Source organism: Seohaeicola saemankumensis (genome assembly GCF_042678485.1).
Lineage (GTDB): Bacteria > Pseudomonadota > Alphaproteobacteria > Rhodobacterales > Rhodobacteraceae > Seohaeicola > Seohaeicola saemankumensis.
Genome location: NZ_JBHTKR010000006.1, coordinates 326,982 through 346,275 on the forward strand (window position 1 = coordinate 326,982; position 19,294 = coordinate 346,275).

Sequence of the window (19,294 nt, forward strand, 5' to 3'; positions counted from 1 at the left end):
TGAAACCAGACGACCGGGCACACCTGCCACCGCGCCGGTGTGCCCTTTCCCTTCGGGGAGCCTGATCATGGACCGGGCATGGACCGGGCGGGGGGGGTGATACAGGCAGAACGCTATGCCGGACCAAGCCATCCAGACGTCTGCCAGCCCAGGATGCGCCTTGCGCGGCGGGCAATCGCCTCGTCGATCAGCTTGCCATCCACCACACCGGCGCCCTTCTCGTTTTCGGCCAGGGCGCGTTGCGCCCAGTCAATCTCGCTTTCGGTCGGGCGGAAACAGTCCATGATGGTGGCCACCTGACGAGGGTGAATGGCAGCCTTCCCGGAAAACCCGAAAGCCCGGGCGGCACGACATTCATCGGCCAGAGCGGCATTGTCCTGCACGTCAAAAAACGGCGAGTCGATTGCAGGCACACCGGCCTCGGCCGCCGCTTCCACAAGCCGGGACCGCGCGGATTGCAGCGGTGCCCAACTGCATTCCGCACCGATGTCCGAGGAATAATCGCCCGCGCCGAAAAACACCGCGTCTACCCGACCTGCCAGGATCGCACGGCTGTCGGCAAGGCCCGTCGCGCTTTCGATCAGGGCGACCACCTTCACACCCGGCGCCAGCATCATCCGCACCTGCTGAACCTGCCACCTGTTTTCGGTCTTGGGCAGAATGACCGCTTCGGGTGGATGTCCCGCCGCCTGCAGCATCAACAGATCCGACAAGCCTGCGGCAGTCGTGGTGGCATTCAAACGCACGACAACCGGCACGGCGCGGGCCTCAGGCATGGCAAGATGGGTCGCGACCGTCGTACGGGCCGCATCCTTTGCACCAGGCGCGACCGCGTCCTCCAGGTCCCAGATCACCGCATCCGCACCGGATGCCGCCGCCTTGAAAAAGCGATCCGGACGGTTTCCCGGAACAAAAAGCCAGTTGATCATGAGGCTCCCTCCTGTGTTGCGCCAGCCGCCATGGCCAGGTTGCCGATACCCTCTTTGCCCGTGACTGGCCGGGCTTTGCCTTGGTCAGCATGACGCCCCGGTTCTGGAATTGCCCGGCAAGGCGTGCTGGCGTGAACACCGAACGCGCCCAGTGCTTGCCCCTCAGGCCAGACAAGGTGATTGGACGCGACCACAAAATTCATCTGCCCTGCCGATGCTGCAACATCATCAGCAGCGCAATCATCACAGCGGCGGCAAGCGTCACCGCCAAAAGCGGCACCATGAAACTGCCGGTCCAATGGGCCAGCGTACCGAAGGCCACCGGCCCCAGAACCCCGCCAATCTCGGCCGAGGTGAAAAACAAGCCGCCGGCAAGACCCAGCCGTTCCTCGGGAACACCGGGTGTCTCCATGAGCAGCATGATCGCCACGGTCATCATGGCCCCCCGTGCAAGCCCTTGAAGCATCAGCCCCGTCGCAAGCAAGCCCGACTGTTGAAATTGCAAAAGCACGCTTGCCACAAGAACCGCGGCGAACAGGCCCCCCATGACAACCAGTCGCCGTTCGGGCGTGGCAAGACGCGGTATGACCAACACGCCCAGAATGCCGATCGCCGGAGGCAGTGCCGCCCAGTAGCCCGCGGCCACCGCCGAGAACCCGTAGCCGCGCAGGATCTCAGGCATCCAGTTGTTGAAGCCGTGATTGATGAAGAACACGCCCACGGCCATGGCCAGGATCAGACGCACGGCCGGTACGGCCAGGATTTCCGTGAAGGCGCCAAGGTTGAACTTCTTGCTGTCGCCTGCCGCGCTCAGGGACGAGGCCCTGCCACGGGATACCAGAAGCCAGACAAGCCCAGAGGCCAGAACAAGCCCCGCATATACCGCCATCACCCCGCGCCAATTACCGCCCACCAGCGGCAGGACCACCGCATTGGTCAGACCCAGGGCCACCAGCCCACCAAGATAGGGACCGGTCACATAAAGCCCCATGGCGGTGGCGCGTTCCTTGCCCTGGTAGAGCCTGGCGATGACGAGGGGCGCGCCCACCGAGATCATCGGCCCGCCCGCGCCAAACAGCGCAACCGCCAGAAACAGCTGAAACGGCGTCTCGGCCAGACAGCGCAGCAAGGCCGAAGCCGCCATGATGACCGTGGCAAGGGCCAGCATCCGCCTTGCCCCCACCTGATCAATCAGCATTCCGCAAGGAATGGCGCAAAGAATATAGGCAAGCGGCCAGGATCCCAGGATCGCGCCAATCACCGCGTTGTTGGCGTCGATATCTGTCCGGATCTCGGCCACCAGCGGGGCCATCGAGGCAATGATGACCCCGAAGCTGAAATAGATGCCCCAGACCCCCACCAGCACGGGCCAACGCGCCGCCCCGGCGGAAACCGGGCCTTCTGATGCATCAGTCACGCAAGGCCTCAATAACTGCGCGGCAAGCCGAGAACGTGCTGGCCGAGAAAGCCGTAGATCATGTTCTTGGAGATCGGGGCCGTCTGATACAAACGGGCCTCGCGCCACTTGCGCTCGATCCCGTATTCACGGGCAAAGGCGAAACCGCCATATGTCTGCATGCAGACCTCGGCACAAGCCCAGGAGGCATCGGCCGCCAGCAGCTTGGCCATGTTTGCCTCGGGCCCTGCCTTTTCGCCGGCATCGAACATGGCTGCGGCCTTTGTGACCATCAGCTCGGCGGCCTGCGCCTTTGCATAGGCATCGGCGATCGGGAACTGGATACCCTGGTTGGCGCCGATGGGGCGGCCGAAAACAGTGCGGTCATTGGCATATTCGCAGGCTTTTTCGATAAAGAACTTGGCATCACCGATACACTCATAGGCAATCAGGATACGCTCTGCATTCATGCTGTCGACGATATATCTGAACCCCTGCCCCTCTTCCCCGACAAGCGTATCAGCCGGAATTTCCACGTTGTCGAAAAACACCTCGCAGGTGTTGTGGTTGATCATCGCGTCGATCTTGGACAGCGACATGCCGCCCTTCCTGGCCTCGTTCATGTCGATCAGGAAGACCGAGATCCCATCCGACCGCTTCTTGCATTCAGCGACGGGCGTGGTGCGGGCCAGAAGCAGCATGAGGTCCGACTCGAAGGCGCGGCTGGTCCAGACCTTCTGCCCGTTGACCACATAGCTGCCGCTGGCTGTCTTTTCGGCCTTGGTCTTGAGCTGCGTCGTATCGCTGCCCGTGGTCGGTTCGGTCACGCCGAAAGCCTGCAGCCGCAACGCGCCCGATGCGATTTTCGGCAGGTATTTTTTCTTCTGTTCCTCCGATCCGTGCTTCAGCACGGTGCCCATCGTATACATCTGGGCATGACAGGCCGCAGCGTTGCAGCCTTTGGCATGGATCGTCTCCAGCACCGCGCCCGCCGCCGACAGCGGCAGGCCCGAACCGCCGTATTCCTCGGGGATCAACGCCCCCAGGAACCCCGACTCTGTCAGCGCATCCACGAAGTCATGCGGATAGGCGTCTTCCTTGTCGAGTTTCAGCCAATACGCATTCGGGAAATCCTCGCACAGCCGGGCGACCGCGTCGCGGATATCCTGCCAGCCGGGTTTGACAGGCATCGAGATCAGGTCGGAATCGTGTTGGGTCATTTGGGGCGTCCTTCAGATAACGTGCTTTGCGCGCAGCGCGGCGATTTCATCGGCCGACAGGCCAAGCTCGCTCAGGATTGCGTCGGAATGCTCGCCCGCGTCCGGGGCCGAGACATAGACCGATGCGGGCGTGCGTGAAAGTTTGACGGGTTGCGCGACAAGACGGGTCTGGCCGCGCACGGGATGTTCGACGGCTGCCGCCATGCCAAGATGCTGCACCTGCGGGTCGGCAAAGACCTCATCCATCATGTAGATCGGACCGGCGGGCACACCCACCTCCTCAAGCGCCTCGACCCAGGCGACAGTGGTCCTTTGCGCGAAAACGGGCCGCAGCAGATCCCACAGTTCCGGCCGGTGCCGGAACCTTGCGGGATTGGTGGCGTATCTGGCATCCTCTGCCCATTCCGGCTTGCCGATCAGCTTGCAAAAGGCCTGCCATTGCGCGTCGCTGCCCACGCCCAGGTTCAGGTGGCCGTCCTGTGTTGCCACCACGCCCATCGGTGTCACATAGGGATGATCATTACCGGTCGAGCGCGGCACTTCCCCCTCGACAAGATACCGCGCCGCCTGGAAATCCATCAGCGCGATCTGCGCCTCCAGAAGCGAGCTTTGCACCCATTGCCCCTGGCCCGATGCGGCCCGTTCCTGCAGCGCCACCAGAATGCCGATCGCGGCGTAAAGACCGGAAGAGCTGTCAGCCACCGCAGCGCCTGCGCGCATCGGCCCTTCGTCGGGATTGCCGGTGACCCCCATGAGCCCGCCCATGCCCTGCGCGATCTGGTCAAACCCCGCACGGCGGGCATAGGGTCCCGTCTGGCCAAAGCCCGAAATCGAGGCAAGGATGATCCGGGGATTGACCGCTGCCAGATCGTCATAGGCAAGGCCCAGACGATCCTTCACGTCGGGGCGAAAATTCTCGACCACCACATCGGCGCCTTCCACCAGACGCATGAACACCGCACGCCCTTCGGCTGACTTCAGGTTCAGCGTCAGCGACCGCTTGTTGCGGTGCAGGTTCAACATGTCGTAACCGTGCCGCGCGCCCGAAACGCCCGCCGATGGATCCGCGCCTTCCGGGGCCTCGATCTTGATCACATCCGCTCCGAAATCGGCAAGCACGCGGCAACAGGTGGGGCCGGCCCTTACACGGGTCAGATCAAGAACCTTGAGGGATCGCAGGGCCGTGGAACGTTCGGTCATCATCCTTGCTCCATGACGCGGGCCGCACCCTTGGCATCTGCCCTGGCATACCAGTCGCCAATGCCGCTGGACGTCAGGAAGATCGTATCGTCGCGCGCCATCAGCAGATCCAGCGCCGCCTCGAAATGATGGGCGATATGGGGCACGCCGATGATATGCGGATGCAGCGCCAGCGTCATCACGCGGGGCTGGGATTTCAGTTCCCGCTCGAACACGGCAAGCGTGGCCTCGACGCGCTTGAGGTATTCGTCGGTCGACCCGTTCTGGATCGCGTAGACCGGCACATCGTTAAGCTCGAACGTATAGGGCAGCGCCATCAGCGGACCATGCTTGGTCTTCATCCATGTGGGCAGGTCATCAAGCGCCCAGTCATGCAGGAACTCGACCCCCTCGGCCTTCAGGATGTCGGGCGTGTCCACGGTCTCGCCCAGCCCCGGCCCCAGCCAGGCGCGCGGCCGCGTGCCGCCCGCCTTTTCCAGACGGTCAAGGCAGCGGCGGATCACCTCGGCTTCGTTTTCCGCCTGCTTCAGTGATTGCTGGAACCAGCCGTGACCCACCAATTCCCAACCAGCATCGGTCACCGCATCCATCAGCGCCGGATAGACATCCGCCACCTGGGCATTCAGAAAGGCCGAGCAAGGCAATCCCTTCCGCGCCAGCATGTCCAGAATGCGGGGCATACCGCAACGCAGCCCGTATTCCACCCAGGAGAAATTCGGCACATCCGGCGGCGCGGGCGTCGCCCCGTGCGGTGCCGGGATGATCCCGCGCGGCATGGCCCTTTCGATCGGCCAGTATTCGATGTTCATCACGATATGGACAATCAGCGGCTTGCCCTCTGGTCCGACCAGGGGCGCGCGGTCCGAGGAAAGCTGGAACGGTATGCGTGGGTTTGACTGCATGCTCTCACTCCACATGTAGACGGATGTCGGATGGTTTCCAGGACAGCCGCACCTGCGCCCCCGCTTCGGGCATGGTGTCATCGCTGCCCGCAATCACGCGGCTGACCATCTCGGTCCCGTCCGGCAAGCGCACCATATGCGAGGTCGTCAGGCCAAGATAAACGCTTTCGTCATAGGTTCCGACGAACGAATGGCCATCGGGCGGCGTATTGGCGCCATTGGCGCGGTCCAGCAAGACGCATTCCGACCGGATCGACAGGCTGACCTGCTGCCCGGCCGCCACGACAAGCCCGCGCGTATCAACCATCAGGCTGGCACCTGCCACATCGACGGTTGCACGGGTCGCGTCGGTCTTGGTGACCTTGCCCCTGAGCATGTTGTTTTCACCCACAAAGCTCGCGGTAAAGCTTTTCTCCGGCGCGCGGTAGATGTCGCGGGCCCGCCCGTATTCCACCAGATCGCCATTCGCGATCAGCGCGATGCGGTCGGCGACGGTCATCGCCTCTTCCTGGTTATGCGTGACATGGATGAAGGTGATCCCCACCTTTTCCTGCAGATGCTTCAGCTCAAGACACATGTCCTTGCGCAATTGGGCATCCAGCGCCGCAAGCGGTTCGTCCAGAAGAAGAATGTCGCGGTCAAGCACGATGGCGCGCGCCAATTGCACCCGCTGCTGCTGGCCGCCCGACAGCTCATGCGGCTTGCGATGGGTGAACTGGGACAGGCCGACCTGTTCAAGGGCGTAATCGACCTTTTCGGCGATCTGCGCCTTGGGCAGCCCCGCAACCTTGAGGCCATAGCCGACATTCTGGGTCACGGTCATATGCGGAAACAGCGCATAGGCTTGAAACACCATCGTGGTGGGGCGCTTGTCGGGGGGCAGATGCCCGACGCTGCGCCCATGCAGCAGAATTTCGCCACGGGTGGGCTTGTGAAAGCCGCCGATGGTCCGCAGCAGCGTGGTCTTGCCGCCACCCGACGGCCCCAACAGCACGAAATACTCGCCCGCGGCGATCGAGACATTCACGTCCTTCAACGCAACGAAGTCGCCGTAATGCTTGGAAAGGTTTCGCACCTCGACGGCGGGTGCATTCTGTTCGGTCATGGCGGTCGTCCCGTTTTTTATGACATTACCGGCTCGGCCTTGGCGCGCGCGATGCGGCCCAGGCTTTCGGCGCGGATCATGGTGAAAAGGATGATGGAGCCGATAACGGCAATGGCGACAAAGCTGACCAATGCGGACATCGCATAGCTTTGCGGCGACATGCCCGTGTTCAGCATCTGGCTGATCAGCACGGTGGTGAACGTGTCGAACCCGCCCTTCAGAAGGCTGGTGCGCGTGTATTCGTTGAACACCAGGATCACCGTGAAGGCGCAGGCCGAAAATACCCCGGCGCGGATCTGCGGAAATTCGATATCCCAGAACGCCCGCCAGCCATTCGCGCCACAGGCACGCGCCGCTTCGGTCTGTTCCTTCCGGTAGCGCCCCATGGTGATCAGGATCACCACAAAGGAATAGGGGATGGTGTAGATGATCAGCCCGATCGTCGCCGTCAGGAAACTCAACCGGAACCAGCTATCGAAAACCGATGTTCCGATCTGATCGCCCAGCCAGATGAACGTGAAGTTCAGGTTCTTGAAGAACACCAGAAGCGCCGATCCAAGGATGTCCGGCGGCACAAAGAGCGGCGCCAGAAGCAGGAAGACCGGGAAAATCTTGTTCTCGGCCGCCTTGTAGTATTTCGCGGCCAGCAGCGCCATCGGCACGGCGATCACCGTGACCACAAGCGCAAGCGAAAGCGTCCAGCGCAAGGCACCTATCAGCAGCTCGTCCGAAAAGATCAGCCCGTACCATTCCCAGGTGAAGACATATTCGTTCGCGCCAAAGCCATTGGCGTTGAACGACACATACATCACGTAAAGGACCGGCGTCATCAGCGTCAGCACGACCAGCAGCAGATAGGCCCATTTCAGGCGATACAGCCAGATGTTGTCATAATCATTCATGTCTGGTCTCAGCTCAGCGGGGTGAGGATCTTGGTAAGATCGAACAGCTTGTGACCGATCCACAGCAGCGTCATCAGCGTCGTCATCATGATCGCGCTGACCGCCATGGCCAGCGGAAAATCAAGCGCGGTGATCGCCTGCGTCGCGATCAGCCCGGCATTCACGGCGCCCGCGCCGCCAAGGATGTTGGGCAAAAGCGCCACGCCCAGCCCGTTGACGAAGATGAAGACCGAACCGGCAAAGATGCCCGGCGCCGCCAGGGGCAGGATCACGTCCTTGAAGCGCCGCCAGGGCCCGACGCCAAGGTCGTCACAGACCTCGAAGATGTATTTCGGCACCGCCTCCATGGCGAGAAAGCCGGAAAAGACGATGAACGGCAGGAACGAAAGCACCTCTCCGATCACCACGCCGGTATGGGTATAAAGCAGGGCCGTGATCGGCTCGTCGATAAGCCCGAGATCCATGAGCGTGGAATTCACCAGACCGTTGCGCTGCAAGACCGGGCGCAGCGCGAAGACGCGAATGATCTCGGACACCATGAATGGCAGGATGAACAGAAGAACAACCCGATGCTGCGCCACCTGCGGGATCGACTTGCGTACGAACACGGCAATGGGAAAGCCCAGCACAAAGCAGATCGCCACCGAGATCAGCGAATATTTCATGGAGTTCAGGAAGTTGGTCAGCCGTGCGGAGAAAAAGAAATTCTCGTATGAGAACAGCGTGAAGCCCGGCTCCATCCAGAACATGGTCCGTTCAAAGACCGAGAAGACCAGCGTCATGGCCATCGGAATGGCAAAGAACATGACCATGAAGATCAGGGGCGCGCGAAAAACCCATGGCACGAGCCTGTCGCGCCATGGGGTCTTGTCAGCGCCAGCGAGGTGGACCTCGCTGGCTGGAGTGTTTGACATTTCGGCCATTGGCGATCAGGCCGCCTGAACCTTGGCCCACCAGTCCTGATAGGCACGCATGTTCGTGGGGAATACGTTCTGCCAGGAATTCCCTGCAACCAGGCTGCGCTCCTGCTTGCGGGCCAGACGCTCGGCCATGATGGCCTTGGTGTCGGCATCGAAATCGTCAGGGTGGGCATCCACGTATTCGCCAACCCCGGTCATCTGCGGGGTAAAGCCGAGACCGGCAAGCGTGCGCGCACCGAACCATGGCGACAGGTACACATTGGCCAGCGCATAGAAGGCATCTTCCATGCCACGTTCCTTGCCGCCACGGGTCAGCATGACGACATTGTTCCAGGTCTGGTGACCCTCTTTCATCGTGCCATAGCGAATGTCCTGACCGTTCTTGCGCGCGGCGAAAATCTGGATGACTTCCCAGCAGGACGACACCAGCACCTCTTCCGAGGACAACAGATCCGCCCCGTTCTGCACCCCGTCCCAGAAGGTCCGGAAATGGCCCTTTTTCTTGAGGTCGATCAGGAATTCGCAGGTCTGGCGCACCTCGTCCTCGGTCATGTCAGAGGGGTTGTCGATCGACCCCTTGCCCGATTGCTTCAGATAGATGGCCGTATTGGTCAGCGTCGGGCCGAAGTCGTTCTGCATGGCGGCGCGCCCGCGGAACTGGCTGTCGAACAGCGCCTCCCACGAGGTCAGCTCTTCGCCGATCACGCCGTGATTGAAGGCCAGGCTGTCGGCGTTCGAGATATAGGGAACCGCATAGACCTTGCCGTCATGGCGGATCGTGTCGGCCGCATCGCCCCCGTCAAGGTAGCGGGGCAGAATGTTCTGCCAGTTCGGGATCTTCGTGATGTCCAGATCGGCAATGGCACCCTGGGATGCAAGCGCATCCTCCATCCCGCCGCCATTGTCGGTCATGGCGTCGTAAAGCGCGTTGCCATCGCCCACGACCATCTTCTGGATGGATTCATCGGCACGGGCGGATTTGGCGATGGAATTGATGCCGATGCCGGACTGCGCTTCCATATCGGACCAGTCCTGCGCGCCCACCTTGGCAATGCCTGGCGCCCAGAGTTTCAGTGATTCCTGCGCGCGCGCGGGCAGGCCAAAGGCTCCGGCGGCGGCACTCGCCCCCATGAGGGTCATGAATGCACGGCGGTTGAACTCGTTCTGGTTCATGAGACGTCTCTCCTGATGGTTGGGCCCGACGCGATGCGGCGGACGGGATCTTTTTGCCCCCGGTCTTGCCGCCGGGTATCTCGCAGATGTCGCCCGATCTGCGCCTTCTGCCAGCCCTCGCAGGCCATGCGCTTTCGGTGCGCTGTCGGTGCGTGGCTTTGGATTATGTCGACAAAAAATCTAAATGCAAAAAAATTCTGTATACAGAAATGACTTTCGCGCAGAGGTCTATTTTTACGCTATTTTTTTGGCTCTTTGGCCGAAATATCCAACGGAACAGCGGAACGGCCGTGAAAATCTGGCTTGCTTTGCATGCCATCATAGGCGACTTTTCAACGAAATTGTCAATTTTTGCATGCGAAATGATCAAAAGCACAGTCACCACCGAATCAGAGCTGATACGGATCTGCCGTCGCGACATCGCGGACGAGGTGCTGTCGATCGCACGGCTGAGCCTTCTGGACTGGCTGGGATGCGTTTTTGCCGCGCGCGCCACACCCGTGGCAAAAGCATGGGCACGCGCGCTTGGTGCGGATGGCGAGGATGCGCTGCCCAACGCCCTGTCGCCCACGCGGATGGATCCGCAAGGCGCGGCGCTTGCGCTGGGCGCGTTCGGCAATGTTCTCGAGATGGACGATCTGCACCGCGCCTCCATCCTGCATCCGGGCGACACGATCTGCGCCGCGGCCCTTGCCGTGGCAATGCGTCGCCCGACCTCGGGCCCGGCGCTACTGGCGGCGATCGTGCGCGGATACGAGATTGCGATCCGCATCGGCACGGCCGTCGCCACCGGCGGCTATACGCCATTCTACAACTCGGGCACCTGCGGTGTCTTCGGGGCCGCGATGGCCGCGGGCGATCTGAAAAGGCTGGATCAGGAACAACTGGCCGATGCAATCGGCCAGGCGGGAATGCAGGCGGCGGGGATATGGCAATGCCGGCTGGAACCCGGCTTTTCCAAACAGCTTGCGACCGCCCATGCCGCGCGGGCGGGCGTTCTGTCTGCCGAGCTGGGCGCGGCCGGCTTTCTCGCCCCGCGACGGATCCTTACGGGCAAGATGGGTTTTTTCAAAAGCTACTATCCCGAGGCCGATACGACCGCCCTGACAGTGCCCGCGCCATGGGCCATCACCATGATGAGCTACAAGCCATTCCCCGCATGCCGACACACGCATCCCGCCATTTCAGCGGCATTGGCGCTTGGGGCGGGGCTGTCGGAACCCCTGCGACAGGTTGACATCCATACCTACCGCGCCGCCCTTGATTTTTGCGACAATGCCGCGCCGGACACACCCGATCAGGCCCGGTTCAGCCTGCAACACGCGGTGGCGATCGCGCTGCAGAAAGGCGCGCCGGAGATTGCCGATTTCGACCCGCCTGCAATTCAGTCACCCCCCTTGAAAACGCTGCGCGGGCTTGTCCGTCTGCATCTCGATCCGGAGTGCGACGCCGCCTTTCCACGCCAGTATGGCGCGCGGATCGTGGTCACGACCGCCGACGGCAGGGTACGGGACGCCACCTGCCCCGCGGCCTGGGGTGACCCGGAAAACCCGATGTCCCAGCCTGACCTGATTGCCAAGTTCCACCGCAATGCAGCACATGGCGGCCTGCCGCCTGCCGAGGCGCGCACGATCAGCGAGGCCGTTCTGGCCCTGCCGGATGCCGCCGATCTTGCAGGGCTCACACAGGCGCTGACCAAGGCTTTCGCACCAGAACAGGAGACCGCAAGATGCCGCTGAAACCACCCGTTCCCTTTCACGAGCTTGACAATGAAACCGGCTGGGAACCCGTTCCGGGCGGCGCCCCCGGGGTCCAGCAGAAGATGCTGTCCGGCGCGCTTGACGAAGAGGCGAAGACAGGTGTGCGGACGCGGCTTATCCGGTTCCTGCCCGGCACCGTCGCGCCTGCCATCTTCGTTCATGACTATTGGGAAGAGGTCTATCTGATTTCGGGACGGCTGGTGAACGGTTGCGACGCTGCGGGCCATGGCGGCATCGCATACAACGCCCCGTCCTATGCCTGCCGCCCGCCGGGCACGGAGCATGGCCCCTTCACATCGGCGCAAGGCTGCGTGTTCTTCGAAATCCAATACTACATCGGGGCGGCGTGATGGATCTGGGTCTGGGCGGCAAGACTGTACTGATTACCGGCGGCTCAAAAGGGATCGGGCGCGCCATTGCGGCCGCGTTGCTGGCCGAGGGCGCGCAGGTGACGCTCGCGGCAAGGGATGCCGACCAGCTTGCGACGACACAGGCCGCGCTGTCGCAAGAGGCCGCGGGCCGCGTGCATGTCGTGCCTGCGGATCTTGGCACGGATGCGGGACGTATCGCGCTGATCGAAACCGTCGGCACCCCGGATATCCTGATCAACAATGCCGGTGCGATCCGCGCGGGCCGGCTGGGGGATCTGGGCATCGACGATTGGCGGCAGGATTGGGAACTGAAGGTTTTCGGCTATATCCATCTGTGCCAACTTCTGCTTCCCGCCATGGCCGCGCGCGGATCGGGCAGCATCCTCAACATCATCGGCATGGCAGGCCGTGCCAATCGTGCGGCCTATATCTCGGGCTCGTCCGCCAATGCCGCCCTCATCGCCTTTACCCAGGCGCTTGGCGCCCAGGCGCAGGCACAAGGGCTGCGGGTCCTGGGCATCAACCCCTCCCCCACCCTGACCGACCGGATGACCAGCTTCATGAAGCGCAAGGCGCAGGCCGAGCTTGGCGACGAAAGCCGTTGGCAGGACATGGTCGAGCCGGCCCGCTTTCCCTATGGCCGTCCGGCTCTTCCCGACGAAATAGCGGCGCTGGCAACCATGCTTCTGTCGCAGAAGGTGGGTTATCTCAACGGAACAGTGGTCGATATCGACGGAGGCGGGCAATGGGTGGGAACATGAGCACACTGGCAGAACATGCGGGCGGCAGGCTTCTTCTGGAGCGCAAGGATGGTGTGGCGCGGATTATCCTGAACGCACCTGACAAGTTGAACGCGATGAACCTTGCCATGTGGCTTGCGCTTGGCGATGTCTGCCTTGCGCTGGCCGCCGATGACAGCCTGCGCGTGGTCACGATAGAAGGCGCGGGCGACCGGGCCTTCGCCGTCGGCGCGGACATCTCGGAGTTCGGAACAACCCGCAACAGTGCCGAGGCCGCAGCCACCTACAACGCGGCAGTATCGCGCGCCGAGGAAGCCATCGAAGCGATGCCGGTGCCGACGATCGCCCTGATCCGCGGCTTTTGCATTGGCGGCGGGCTGGAGATTGCCATGCGCTGCGATCTTCGCCTGGCGCGCGACGACGCGCAGTTTGCCATTACCCCCGCGAAGCTGAGCCTTGGCTATGGCTATGACGGGATCGCCTTGCTGGAGCGGCGGCTTGGCCATGCGACAACGGCGGATCTGCTGTTCTCGGCCCGCAGGATGAAGGCCGACGAAGCCCTGGCCAAGGGTATCTGCGACCGTGTCTTCCCGGCCGATCGTTTTACCGACGAAGCGCGGGCCTATGTCACGACGCTGGCCGGGAATGCACCGCTGTCGATCCGTGCGGTCAAGGCGGCGCTGGTGGATCTGGCCAAGCCCCAAGCCGCGCGCGACCCAAGCCAGGCGCGCGCGCTTGCCCTGGCCTGTTTCGACAGCGCCGACTACCAGGAGGGCCAGGCCGCCTTCGCAGAAAAGCGCCCCCCGCGCTTCGAAGGGCGCTAGGCCGATGCAAGCGACCGCCCCACATGACGCCATCGGCCGCAGCGAACGCGCAACCGATACGCTTGATCTGCGGCAGGCGCGGCTCATGCAGTTGACACTTGACCGGCCCGCGACGCTTGGGGCCGGCGATCCGCTGCCGCCCTTCTGGCATTACCTCTATTTCAACCCGCAGATCCGGGCCTCGGATCTGGGCCCCGACGGGCATGAACGATTGGGCCGCTTCATCCCGGACTTCGGACTGCCGCGCCGGATGTGGGCCGGGGGCCGCGTGACCATCGACGCCCCCCTGCGCCTGGGGGAAACAGTCGAGAAAGTCTCGACCATCCGGGCCATCGACGAAAAGACCGGCCGCTCGGGCAGGTTGGTCTTCGTGACGGTGGATCACGATTTCAGCGTCAATGGCCAGCACCGGATGCGCGAGACCCAAAACATCGTCTATCGCGAACCGCAGGGGCCGGGGGCAACGCCGCCTCCCGGACAGGCCGCCCCCACGGACGCGGAATTCTCGCGCGTGGTGACGCCGGACCAGGTGATGCTGTTCCGGTATTCGGCGTTGATATTCTACGGTCATCGCATCCATTACGATGCCGATTACACCCGCCAGGTCGAGGGGTATCCGGGCCTTCTGGTGCATGGGCCGCTGACGGCAACGCTGCTTGTGGATCTGGGGCTTGCCCATCTTGCAGGCCGCAGGCTTGCCGCCTTCGACATCCGCGCGATGCAGCCGCTTTTCGCCCCCACACCCTTTACGGTCGAAGGCCGCAAGACCCAGACCGGCGCGACCCTCTGGGCCCGCACACCAGACGGGGGCACGGCGATGACCGTGATCCTCCATGCCGCAGACTGAATTGTCAGGAGAGTGCCATGAACAACCCCTTGTATGACAGGCTGATCGGACATCGCCGGGACAGCGACGCCGTTCTGCTGCATATGCCCCAGGGTGGCATCATCACCTATGCCGATATGGCGGCCCGCGCCGACCGGATTGCGGGGCTCTTGCGCGATTGCGGCGTGGTCAAGGGTGACCGGCTGGCGATGCAATGCCCGAAATCACCCGAGGCTTTGGCGCTCTATCTTGCCTGTCTTCAGTCTGGCGTGATCTTTCTGCCGCTCAACACCGCCTATACCCCGGACGAGATCGCCTATTTCCTGGGCAACGCGACACCGAAGATCGTTGTCACCGACCCCAAGGCCGAGCCCGCCCTTCTGCCGGTGGCCGAAAAGGTCGGCGCCATTCTTCTGACACTGGATGCGGCCGAGCAGGGAAGCTTTGCCGCGGCTGTCGCTGCGGCAGAACCGGTGGCGGATGTCTGCGCCTGCGACACCGACGATCTGGCCTGCTTTCTCTATACGTCGGGCACCACGGGCCGCTCGAAAGGGGCCATGCTGACCCAGGGTAATCTTCTGTCGAACGCCGAGGTCCTGACCGAAACCTGGCGCTTTACCGCCGATGACGTGCTGATCCACGCCCTTCCGATCTTTCATGCCCACGGGCTTTTCGTGGCCTGCAACGTGATCATGCTGGCCGGCGGGTCGATGATCTGGTTGCCCGGCTTCTCGGTCGAGGCGGTTCTGGCCGCCTTGCCGCAGGCAACGACGATGATGGGCGTGCCCACCTTCTACACGCGGCTTCTGGACAGTCCCGAATTCAACCGCGCCCGGGCAGGCCACATGCGGCTTTTCACCTCGGGCAGCGCGCCGCTTCTGGCCGAAACCCATGCCGCGCTGCACGCCCGCACCGGCCACGCGATCCTTGAACGCTACGGCATGACCGAAACCGGCATGAACACATCGAACCCTTATGACGGTGAACGGCGTGGCGGCACGGTGGGCTTTCCCCTCAAGGGTACGGAACTGCGTATCATGGGCGAAGACGGGCGCGAACTGCCCGCCGGCCAGACCGGGATGATCGAAGTGCGCGGGCCCAATGTCTTCAAGGGCTACTGGCAAATGCCCGACAAGACCGCGGAAGAGCTGCGCGCGGACGGCTTCTTCATGACCGGCGATCTGGGGATGATCGACAGCGACGGCTATGTGACCATCGTCGGGCGCGAAAAGGATCTGATCATCACCGGCGGCTACAACGTCTATCCGAAAGAGGTCGAGCAGCTGCTTGACCAACAGCCCGCCATCAAGGAAAGCGCCGTCATCGGTGTGCCGCATGCGGATTTCGGCGAGGGCGTTGTGGCGGTTCTCGTGCCCGAGGCGGGTGCCGCGCCGGATCTTGATGCCATTGCCGCCGAGGTGGCCCGCAAACTTGCCAATTACAAGCGCCCCAAAGCCTATGTCCTGCTGGACGAGATGCCCCGCAATACCATGGGCAAGGTTCAGAAGAACATTCTGCGGGCCGATTATGCCGAACTGCTGGAACCGGCGCCGGGTAAGAAAAAGGTCGGCGAAAAGACCCGCTAAAGCGCTGCGGCAAGCCTGTCGGCCAGCGCAAGAAGCGCGCGCTCGGATCCTTTCGGCCCGACCAGTTGCACCGCGATCGGCGGGATTGCGCCCGGGGCCGGGACCGACAGGGCCGGCAACCCTGCGATATTGGCCTGCACGGTGAAATCCGCCTGACCGACCGGGGGGCGCGCGCCATGGGCAAAGGCCGGTTCCGCGACGCAGGGCAGAAGCGCCACGCAGGACGGCGTCAGCGCCCCGGTCAGCAGGCGCGCGGCCTCGGCCAGCCGGGTCCGCACCGCTTGCGCCTTGGCCTCGGACACCTGCGCGCCGTAGTCCAGCAGCTTGCGCAAACCCGGGCTCAGCCCCGGCTCTGCCCCCAGGCATTGCGCGCCTTCAATTTCGGTCAGCAGAAAGGCATCCGCGCGCAGCGCATCAAGATCAAGCTCCGGCAGCATCCCTGGCGCGCCCATCATCGCCGCAAGCGCGCTGGCACAACGGGCATGAAAGGCCCTGACCTCGGGTGTGCAACGGCGGCACCATTCGGGGTCTATCATGCGCCATCCCGTCAATTCAGCGGATTGGCAATCGGGCGACAGCACCTGCAGCACCTCGGCAATGCCCGCGGGCGTCCGCGCGAAAATCCCAAGGGCATCGAGGCTGGGCGCAAGCGGCACCACACCGTCCAGCGGCAAGACCCCCTGCCCGACCTTCAGACCGTATACACCGCAATAGGCCGCGGGGATCCGTACCGATCCCATGGTGTCGCTGCCCAACGCGGCATCGACAAGACCGGCCGCCACCGCCGCCGCTGACCCGCCCGAGGACCCTCCGGCGCTATGGCCGGGATATGCGGGGTTCTCGCAGCGGCCGAAATGCGGATTGTCGGTCGCAGCACCAAGCGCCGCCTCGTCCATGGCAAGGCGACTGACCAGGATGGCCCCCGCATCCCGCAGCGCGGCCACAACCGGCGCGTCTGTGGCCGCGATCCGGCTTGCCCGGGCGCCGATCCCCGCGGTCCATGCCTGTCCGGCCACGGCGATATTCGCCTTGAGCCCGATCACGCGCCCCGCAAGCGGCCCTGTCTGCACGACCTGGGCCCGGTCGATCGGACCCGAGGCGGCGTAATCCTCGCAGGTATGCAAGGCCGCATCGAACCCGGCGATCCGATCGAAGACCGCGTCACGGCCGCTCATGGTTCTTGCGACGCCTTGGCTTGCTGCAGGCGCGCCGCCACACGGTGGGCGCCCGCAAGCAGATGGGCGGACATCACGCTGGATGCCCATTTCGGCGCGCGCGCCTCGATGGCTTCAATGATCTCGGCATGATGGTTCAGGCTGCGGAAAAGATCCTGTTCCGAGAACATCGAATAGGTCCGCACCACCATGCTGACGTCAAGCGCGGTGGTCATCAAGGCCGTCAATCGCGGCGACCGGGCGGCTGTCACGATCGCGCGGTGAAAGGCTTCATTCGCCTCTGTCAGCCGCTGAGAGGCGGCCTCGTCCCTGGGTGGGGTGTCGGCCTTCATTGCGGCGTGGATCCGGCGCATCTCGGCAATGTCCTCTTCGGTTGCCAGCCGCGCGGCCCGCTCGACCGAGTAGCACTCCATCAGGCGGCGGATCTCGTAGATCTGCTGCGCCTCATCCTGGGGAAAATGCGCCACCCGTGTGGTATAGCCGCTCTGCCGTTCGATGAAGCCTTCCAGAACCAGCCGTCCGATCGCCTCGCGGATCGGCGTGCGCGACAGGCCCAGATCGTCAGACAGGCGTGTCTCGGTCAGGCGCTCGCCCTCTTTGAGCTTGCCTGTCAGGATGTTCTTGCGGATGATCTGATAGGCTTGCTCGGTGGCGTTCACCCTTGAAGTGCCAGAAGATTGCATCGACATGCGCCTTTGGTATGGGTCCGGCCGAGGCCCGGACAAGATGCGTTGCACCAGTTTGGCTATTTTGTATGCGAAATGACGCGGCGGGTCAAAACCAAAGCGCCTGCTCTCGCGGCTCCCAGGCACACAAAAACTGCCAATAAAATTGACATATTCGCCCCATAACGCATGAAATCCGGCAATTCCCAAAGCCTCTGAGCCAACAGGACGTCGCCGCCATTTTTCTGGAAATGTATCCAGAAAACAGGGTATCTACGAAGGTAAGGGCGGCAATTCAAGATTCGTTGCCGGGTCTGTCAGGCCATGCCGGCCGAACCGACCCGCACAGGACTGATGATGCGCCGCCCAGATGCAGCCCCCCTTGAAGGGGCAAAGGCCTGCGCGAGGTTGACCTTGACTGGCACCCTGCAACCCGCCCTAATGCGGTCGTTTACGCGGCCTTCATGGGGTGCAGTGGCAGTCAGCCGATGCCCGCTGGACGCAAACAAACTTCTTCGACCAACGCGAGAAGAAACAGGGAGACAACAAGATGACGACTTTCACCAAATTCAAGACGCTTGCGGCGGTGTCCGCCGCAGTTCTCACGCTCGGGCATTCCGCCCCGGCCTTCGCCCAGACAGCATGGGACATGGCAACGCCATATCCCGATGCGGAATTCCATACCCGCAACATCGCCCAATTCGCGCAGGATATCACCGATGCGACCTCGGGGGGGCTGAACATCACCGTTCATTCCGGGTCGTCCCTGTTCAAGCATCCTGAAATCAAGCGCGCGGTGCAGAACCAGTTCGTACCCATTGGCGAGGTGCTGATGGCCAACCTCTTCAATGATGATCCGATTTTCGGCGCTGACAACATACCGTTCATCGCCTCGAACTATGCGGATGCCAAGACGCTGTGGGATGCACAGCGCCCGCTGGTTGAAGCCAAATTGGCCGAGGACGGCATCCGCCTTCTCTATGCGGTGCCATGGCCGGGCCAGGGCTTTTACACGAACAAGGAACTGACCGCGGGCGCTGATTTGCAGGGCATGCGGTTCCGTACCTACAACGCCACAACCGCGCGGATGGCCGAGCTTCTTGGCGCGGCGCCGACCACCATCGAAGCGGTGGAGATCCCGCAGGCATTCTCGACCGGGATCGTGGATGCGATGGTGACCTCCGGGGCGACCGGAGCCCGCACCAAGGCGTGGGACTTCACGACCCATTTCTACGACTTGCAGGCATGGCTTCCCAAGAACATGATCATCGTGAACGAAGCCGCGTTCTCGGGCCTGCCCGAAGATCAGCAGAAGGCGATCCTTGACGCGGCCGCAGCAGCCGAGACCCGTGGCTGGATGATGAGCGAGGAGGTTTCGACCGAGTCGGTGAAAGAGCTTGCGGCAAACATGACCGTACACCAGCCAAGCCAGGCGCTGAGCGCCGATCTTGCCGTGGTTGGCAATACGATGGCAACCGAATGGGCGGCAAGCGTCGGCGACGCGGGCAAGATGATCCTTGATGCCTTGAAGTGATCCATTGACCATGGCGGGCCTGGGGCTGCCCCCGGCCCGCCATGCTTTTCTTGGCCAGTGTTGCAG

At 62.9% G+C, this 19,294-nt stretch carries 18 protein-coding genes; 7 read left to right on the forward strand and 11 right to left on the reverse strand.

Annotated elements, in window-relative coordinates; translation table 11 throughout:
* Positions 1–113: 113 nt before the first annotated feature.
* From ACFQ3C_RS16295 to ACFQ3C_RS16335, 9 genes are all read right to left on the reverse strand, one after another.
* A complete protein-coding gene (locus tag ACFQ3C_RS16295) occupies positions 114–929 on the reverse strand; it encodes an aldolase/citrate lyase family protein (RefSeq protein WP_380793978.1) in 816 nt (271 codons plus the stop codon).
* Positions 930–1,128: 199 nt separating this feature from the next.
* Positions 1,129–2,346: an MFS transporter gene (locus ACFQ3C_RS16300; protein WP_380793980.1), complete on the reverse strand. Its 1,218-nt coding sequence runs from the start codon at positions 2,344–2,346 to the stop codon at positions 1,129–1,131.
* A gap of 8 nt (positions 2,347–2,354) precedes the next feature.
* Complete coding sequence (locus ACFQ3C_RS16305) at positions 2,355–3,545, reverse strand: acyl-CoA dehydrogenase family protein (RefSeq protein ID WP_380793982.1); 1,191 nt, start codon at positions 3,543–3,545, stop codon at positions 2,355–2,357.
* Between the two features lie 12 nt (positions 3,546–3,557).
* Positions 3,558–4,745 carry a CaiB/BaiF CoA transferase family protein gene (locus ACFQ3C_RS16310; RefSeq protein ID WP_380793984.1) on the reverse strand — a complete coding sequence of 396 codons (1,188 nt, stop codon included), beginning with the start codon at positions 4,743–4,745 and terminating at the stop codon, positions 3,558–3,560.
* Positions 4,745–5,647 (reverse strand): polysaccharide deacetylase family protein, encoded by a 903-nt coding sequence (locus ACFQ3C_RS16315; protein WP_380793986.1) that lies wholly within the window; start codon positions 5,645–5,647, stop codon positions 4,745–4,747. Before ACFQ3C_RS16315 ends, ACFQ3C_RS16310 begins: the two co-directional genes overlap by 1 nt.
* Positions 5,648–5,651: 4 nt before the next feature.
* On the reverse strand, positions 5,652–6,752 hold the full coding sequence (locus ACFQ3C_RS16320) for an ABC transporter ATP-binding protein (RefSeq protein WP_380793988.1): 1,101 nt from the start codon (positions 6,750–6,752) through the stop codon (positions 5,652–5,654).
* 17 nt (positions 6,753–6,769) lie between these two features.
* Complete coding sequence (locus ACFQ3C_RS16325) at positions 6,770–7,654, reverse strand: ABC transporter permease (protein ID WP_380793990.1); 885 nt, start codon at positions 7,652–7,654, stop codon at positions 6,770–6,772.
* A gap of 8 nt (positions 7,655–7,662) precedes the next feature.
* Positions 7,663–8,568 (reverse strand): ABC transporter permease, encoded by a 906-nt coding sequence (locus tag ACFQ3C_RS16330; RefSeq protein ID WP_380793993.1) that lies wholly within the window; start codon positions 8,566–8,568, stop codon positions 7,663–7,665.
* A 15-nt stretch (positions 8,569–8,583) separates the two neighbouring features.
* The gene (locus tag ACFQ3C_RS16335; RefSeq protein WP_380793995.1) at positions 8,584–9,747 is read right to left on the reverse strand and encodes an ABC transporter substrate-binding protein; all 1,164 of its coding nucleotides are present in this window, start codon (positions 9,745–9,747) and stop codon (positions 8,584–8,586) included.
* 362 nt (positions 9,748–10,109) lie between these two features.
* Here ACFQ3C_RS16335 and ACFQ3C_RS16340 point away from each other — a divergent pair, with 362 nt between their 5' ends.
* The 6 genes from ACFQ3C_RS16340 to ACFQ3C_RS16365 are packed head-to-tail and all read left to right on the forward strand — an operon-like array spanning position 10,110 to position 15,854.
* Positions 10,110–11,486 (forward strand): MmgE/PrpD family protein, encoded by a 1,377-nt coding sequence (locus tag ACFQ3C_RS16340; protein WP_380793997.1) that lies wholly within the window; start codon positions 10,110–10,112, stop codon positions 11,484–11,486.
* On the forward strand, positions 11,477–11,857 hold the full coding sequence (locus tag ACFQ3C_RS16345; protein ID WP_380793999.1) for a cupin domain-containing protein: 381 nt from the start codon (positions 11,477–11,479) through the stop codon (positions 11,855–11,857). Before ACFQ3C_RS16340 ends, ACFQ3C_RS16345 begins: the two co-directional genes overlap by 10 nt.
* A complete protein-coding gene (locus ACFQ3C_RS16350; protein WP_380794003.1) occupies positions 11,857–12,639 on the forward strand; it encodes a short-chain dehydrogenase/reductase in 783 nt (260 codons plus the stop codon). The genes ACFQ3C_RS16345 and ACFQ3C_RS16350 overlap by 1 nt, the downstream gene beginning before the upstream one ends.
* The gene (locus ACFQ3C_RS16355; RefSeq protein ID WP_380794005.1) at positions 12,636–13,442 is read left to right on the forward strand and encodes an enoyl-CoA hydratase; all 807 of its coding nucleotides are present in this window, start codon (positions 12,636–12,638) and stop codon (positions 13,440–13,442) included. The genes ACFQ3C_RS16350 and ACFQ3C_RS16355 overlap by 4 nt, the downstream gene beginning before the upstream one ends.
* Before the next feature lie 4 nt (positions 13,443–13,446).
* Positions 13,447–14,289: an FAS1-like dehydratase domain-containing protein gene (locus tag ACFQ3C_RS16360; RefSeq protein WP_380794007.1), complete on the forward strand. Its 843-nt coding sequence runs from the start codon at positions 13,447–13,449 to the stop codon at positions 14,287–14,289.
* 17 nt (positions 14,290–14,306) lie between these two features.
* On the forward strand, positions 14,307–15,854 hold the full coding sequence (locus tag ACFQ3C_RS16365; protein WP_380794009.1) for a malonate--CoA ligase: 1,548 nt from the start codon (positions 14,307–14,309) through the stop codon (positions 15,852–15,854).
* On the opposite strand, the gene ACFQ3C_RS16370 is transcribed toward ACFQ3C_RS16365, so the two are convergent.
* Together ACFQ3C_RS16370 and ACFQ3C_RS16375 are read right to left on the reverse strand one after the other, a co-directional pair.
* On the reverse strand, positions 15,851–17,029 hold the full coding sequence (locus tag ACFQ3C_RS16370) for an amidase family protein (protein ID WP_380794011.1): 1,179 nt from the start codon (positions 17,027–17,029) through the stop codon (positions 15,851–15,853). The two genes, ACFQ3C_RS16365 and ACFQ3C_RS16370, sit on opposite strands and share 4 nt — an antisense overlap.
* Positions 17,026–17,718 carry a GntR family transcriptional regulator gene (locus tag ACFQ3C_RS16375; RefSeq protein WP_380794013.1) on the reverse strand — a complete coding sequence of 231 codons (693 nt, stop codon included), beginning with the start codon at positions 17,716–17,718 and terminating at the stop codon, positions 17,026–17,028. The genes ACFQ3C_RS16370 and ACFQ3C_RS16375 overlap by 4 nt, the downstream gene beginning before the upstream one ends.
* 526 nt (positions 17,719–18,244) lie before the next feature.
* Between ACFQ3C_RS16375 and ACFQ3C_RS16380 the strand changes: the two genes are divergently transcribed.
* Positions 18,245–19,228 carry a TRAP transporter substrate-binding protein gene (locus tag ACFQ3C_RS16380; RefSeq protein ID WP_380794015.1) on the forward strand — a complete coding sequence of 328 codons (984 nt, stop codon included), beginning with the start codon at positions 18,245–18,247 and terminating at the stop codon, positions 19,226–19,228.
* The last annotated feature ends 66 nt before the right edge of the window (positions 19,229–19,294 follow it).

Bases quoted from the DNA above. Each gene is read 5' to 3' on its own strand.
- ACFQ3C_RS16295 (WP_380793978.1), bottom strand. From the start codon at position 929: ATGATCAACTGGCTTTTTGTTCCGGGAAACCGTCCGGATCGCTTTTTC.
- ACFQ3C_RS16305 (WP_380793982.1), bottom strand. From the start codon at position 3,545: ATGACCCAACACGATTCCGACCTGATCTCGATGCCTGTCAAACCCGGC.
- ACFQ3C_RS16310 (WP_380793984.1), bottom strand. From the start codon at position 4,745: ATGACCGAACGTTCCACGGCCCTGCGATCCCTCAAGGTTCTTGATCTG.
- ACFQ3C_RS16315 (WP_380793986.1), bottom strand. From the start codon at position 5,647: ATGCAGTCAAACCCACGCATACCGTTCCAGCTTTCCTCGGACCGCGCG.
- ACFQ3C_RS16320 (WP_380793988.1), bottom strand. From the start codon at position 6,752: ATGACCGAACAGAATGCACCCGCCGTCGAGGTGCGAAACCTTTCCAAG.
- ACFQ3C_RS16325 (WP_380793990.1), bottom strand. From the start codon at position 7,654: ATGAATGATTATGACAACATCTGGCTGTATCGCCTGAAATGGGCCTAT.
- ACFQ3C_RS16330 (WP_380793993.1), bottom strand. From the start codon at position 8,568: ATGTCAAACACTCCAGCCAGCGAGGTCCACCTCGCTGGCGCTGACAAG.
- ACFQ3C_RS16335 (WP_380793995.1), bottom strand. From the start codon at position 9,747: ATGAACCAGAACGAGTTCAACCGCCGTGCATTCATGACCCTCATGGGG.
- ACFQ3C_RS16340 (WP_380793997.1), top strand. From the start codon at position 10,110: ATGATCAAAAGCACAGTCACCACCGAATCAGAGCTGATACGGATCTGC.
- ACFQ3C_RS16345 (WP_380793999.1), top strand. From the start codon at position 11,477: ATGCCGCTGAAACCACCCGTTCCCTTTCACGAGCTTGACAATGAAACC.
- ACFQ3C_RS16350 (WP_380794003.1), top strand. From the start codon at position 11,857: ATGGATCTGGGTCTGGGCGGCAAGACTGTACTGATTACCGGCGGCTCA.
- ACFQ3C_RS16355 (WP_380794005.1), top strand. From the start codon at position 12,636: ATGAGCACACTGGCAGAACATGCGGGCGGCAGGCTTCTTCTGGAGCGC.
- ACFQ3C_RS16360 (WP_380794007.1), top strand. From the start codon at position 13,447: ATGCAAGCGACCGCCCCACATGACGCCATCGGCCGCAGCGAACGCGCA.
- ACFQ3C_RS16365 (WP_380794009.1), top strand. From the start codon at position 14,307: ATGAACAACCCCTTGTATGACAGGCTGATCGGACATCGCCGGGACAGC.
- ACFQ3C_RS16370 (WP_380794011.1), bottom strand. From the start codon at position 17,029: ATGAGCGGCCGTGACGCGGTCTTCGATCGGATCGCCGGGTTCGATGCG.
- ACFQ3C_RS16375 (WP_380794013.1), bottom strand. From the start codon at position 17,718: ATGTCGATGCAATCTTCTGGCACTTCAAGGGTGAACGCCACCGAGCAA.
- ACFQ3C_RS16380 (WP_380794015.1), top strand. From the start codon at position 18,245: ATGACGACTTTCACCAAATTCAAGACGCTTGCGGCGGTGTCCGCCGCA.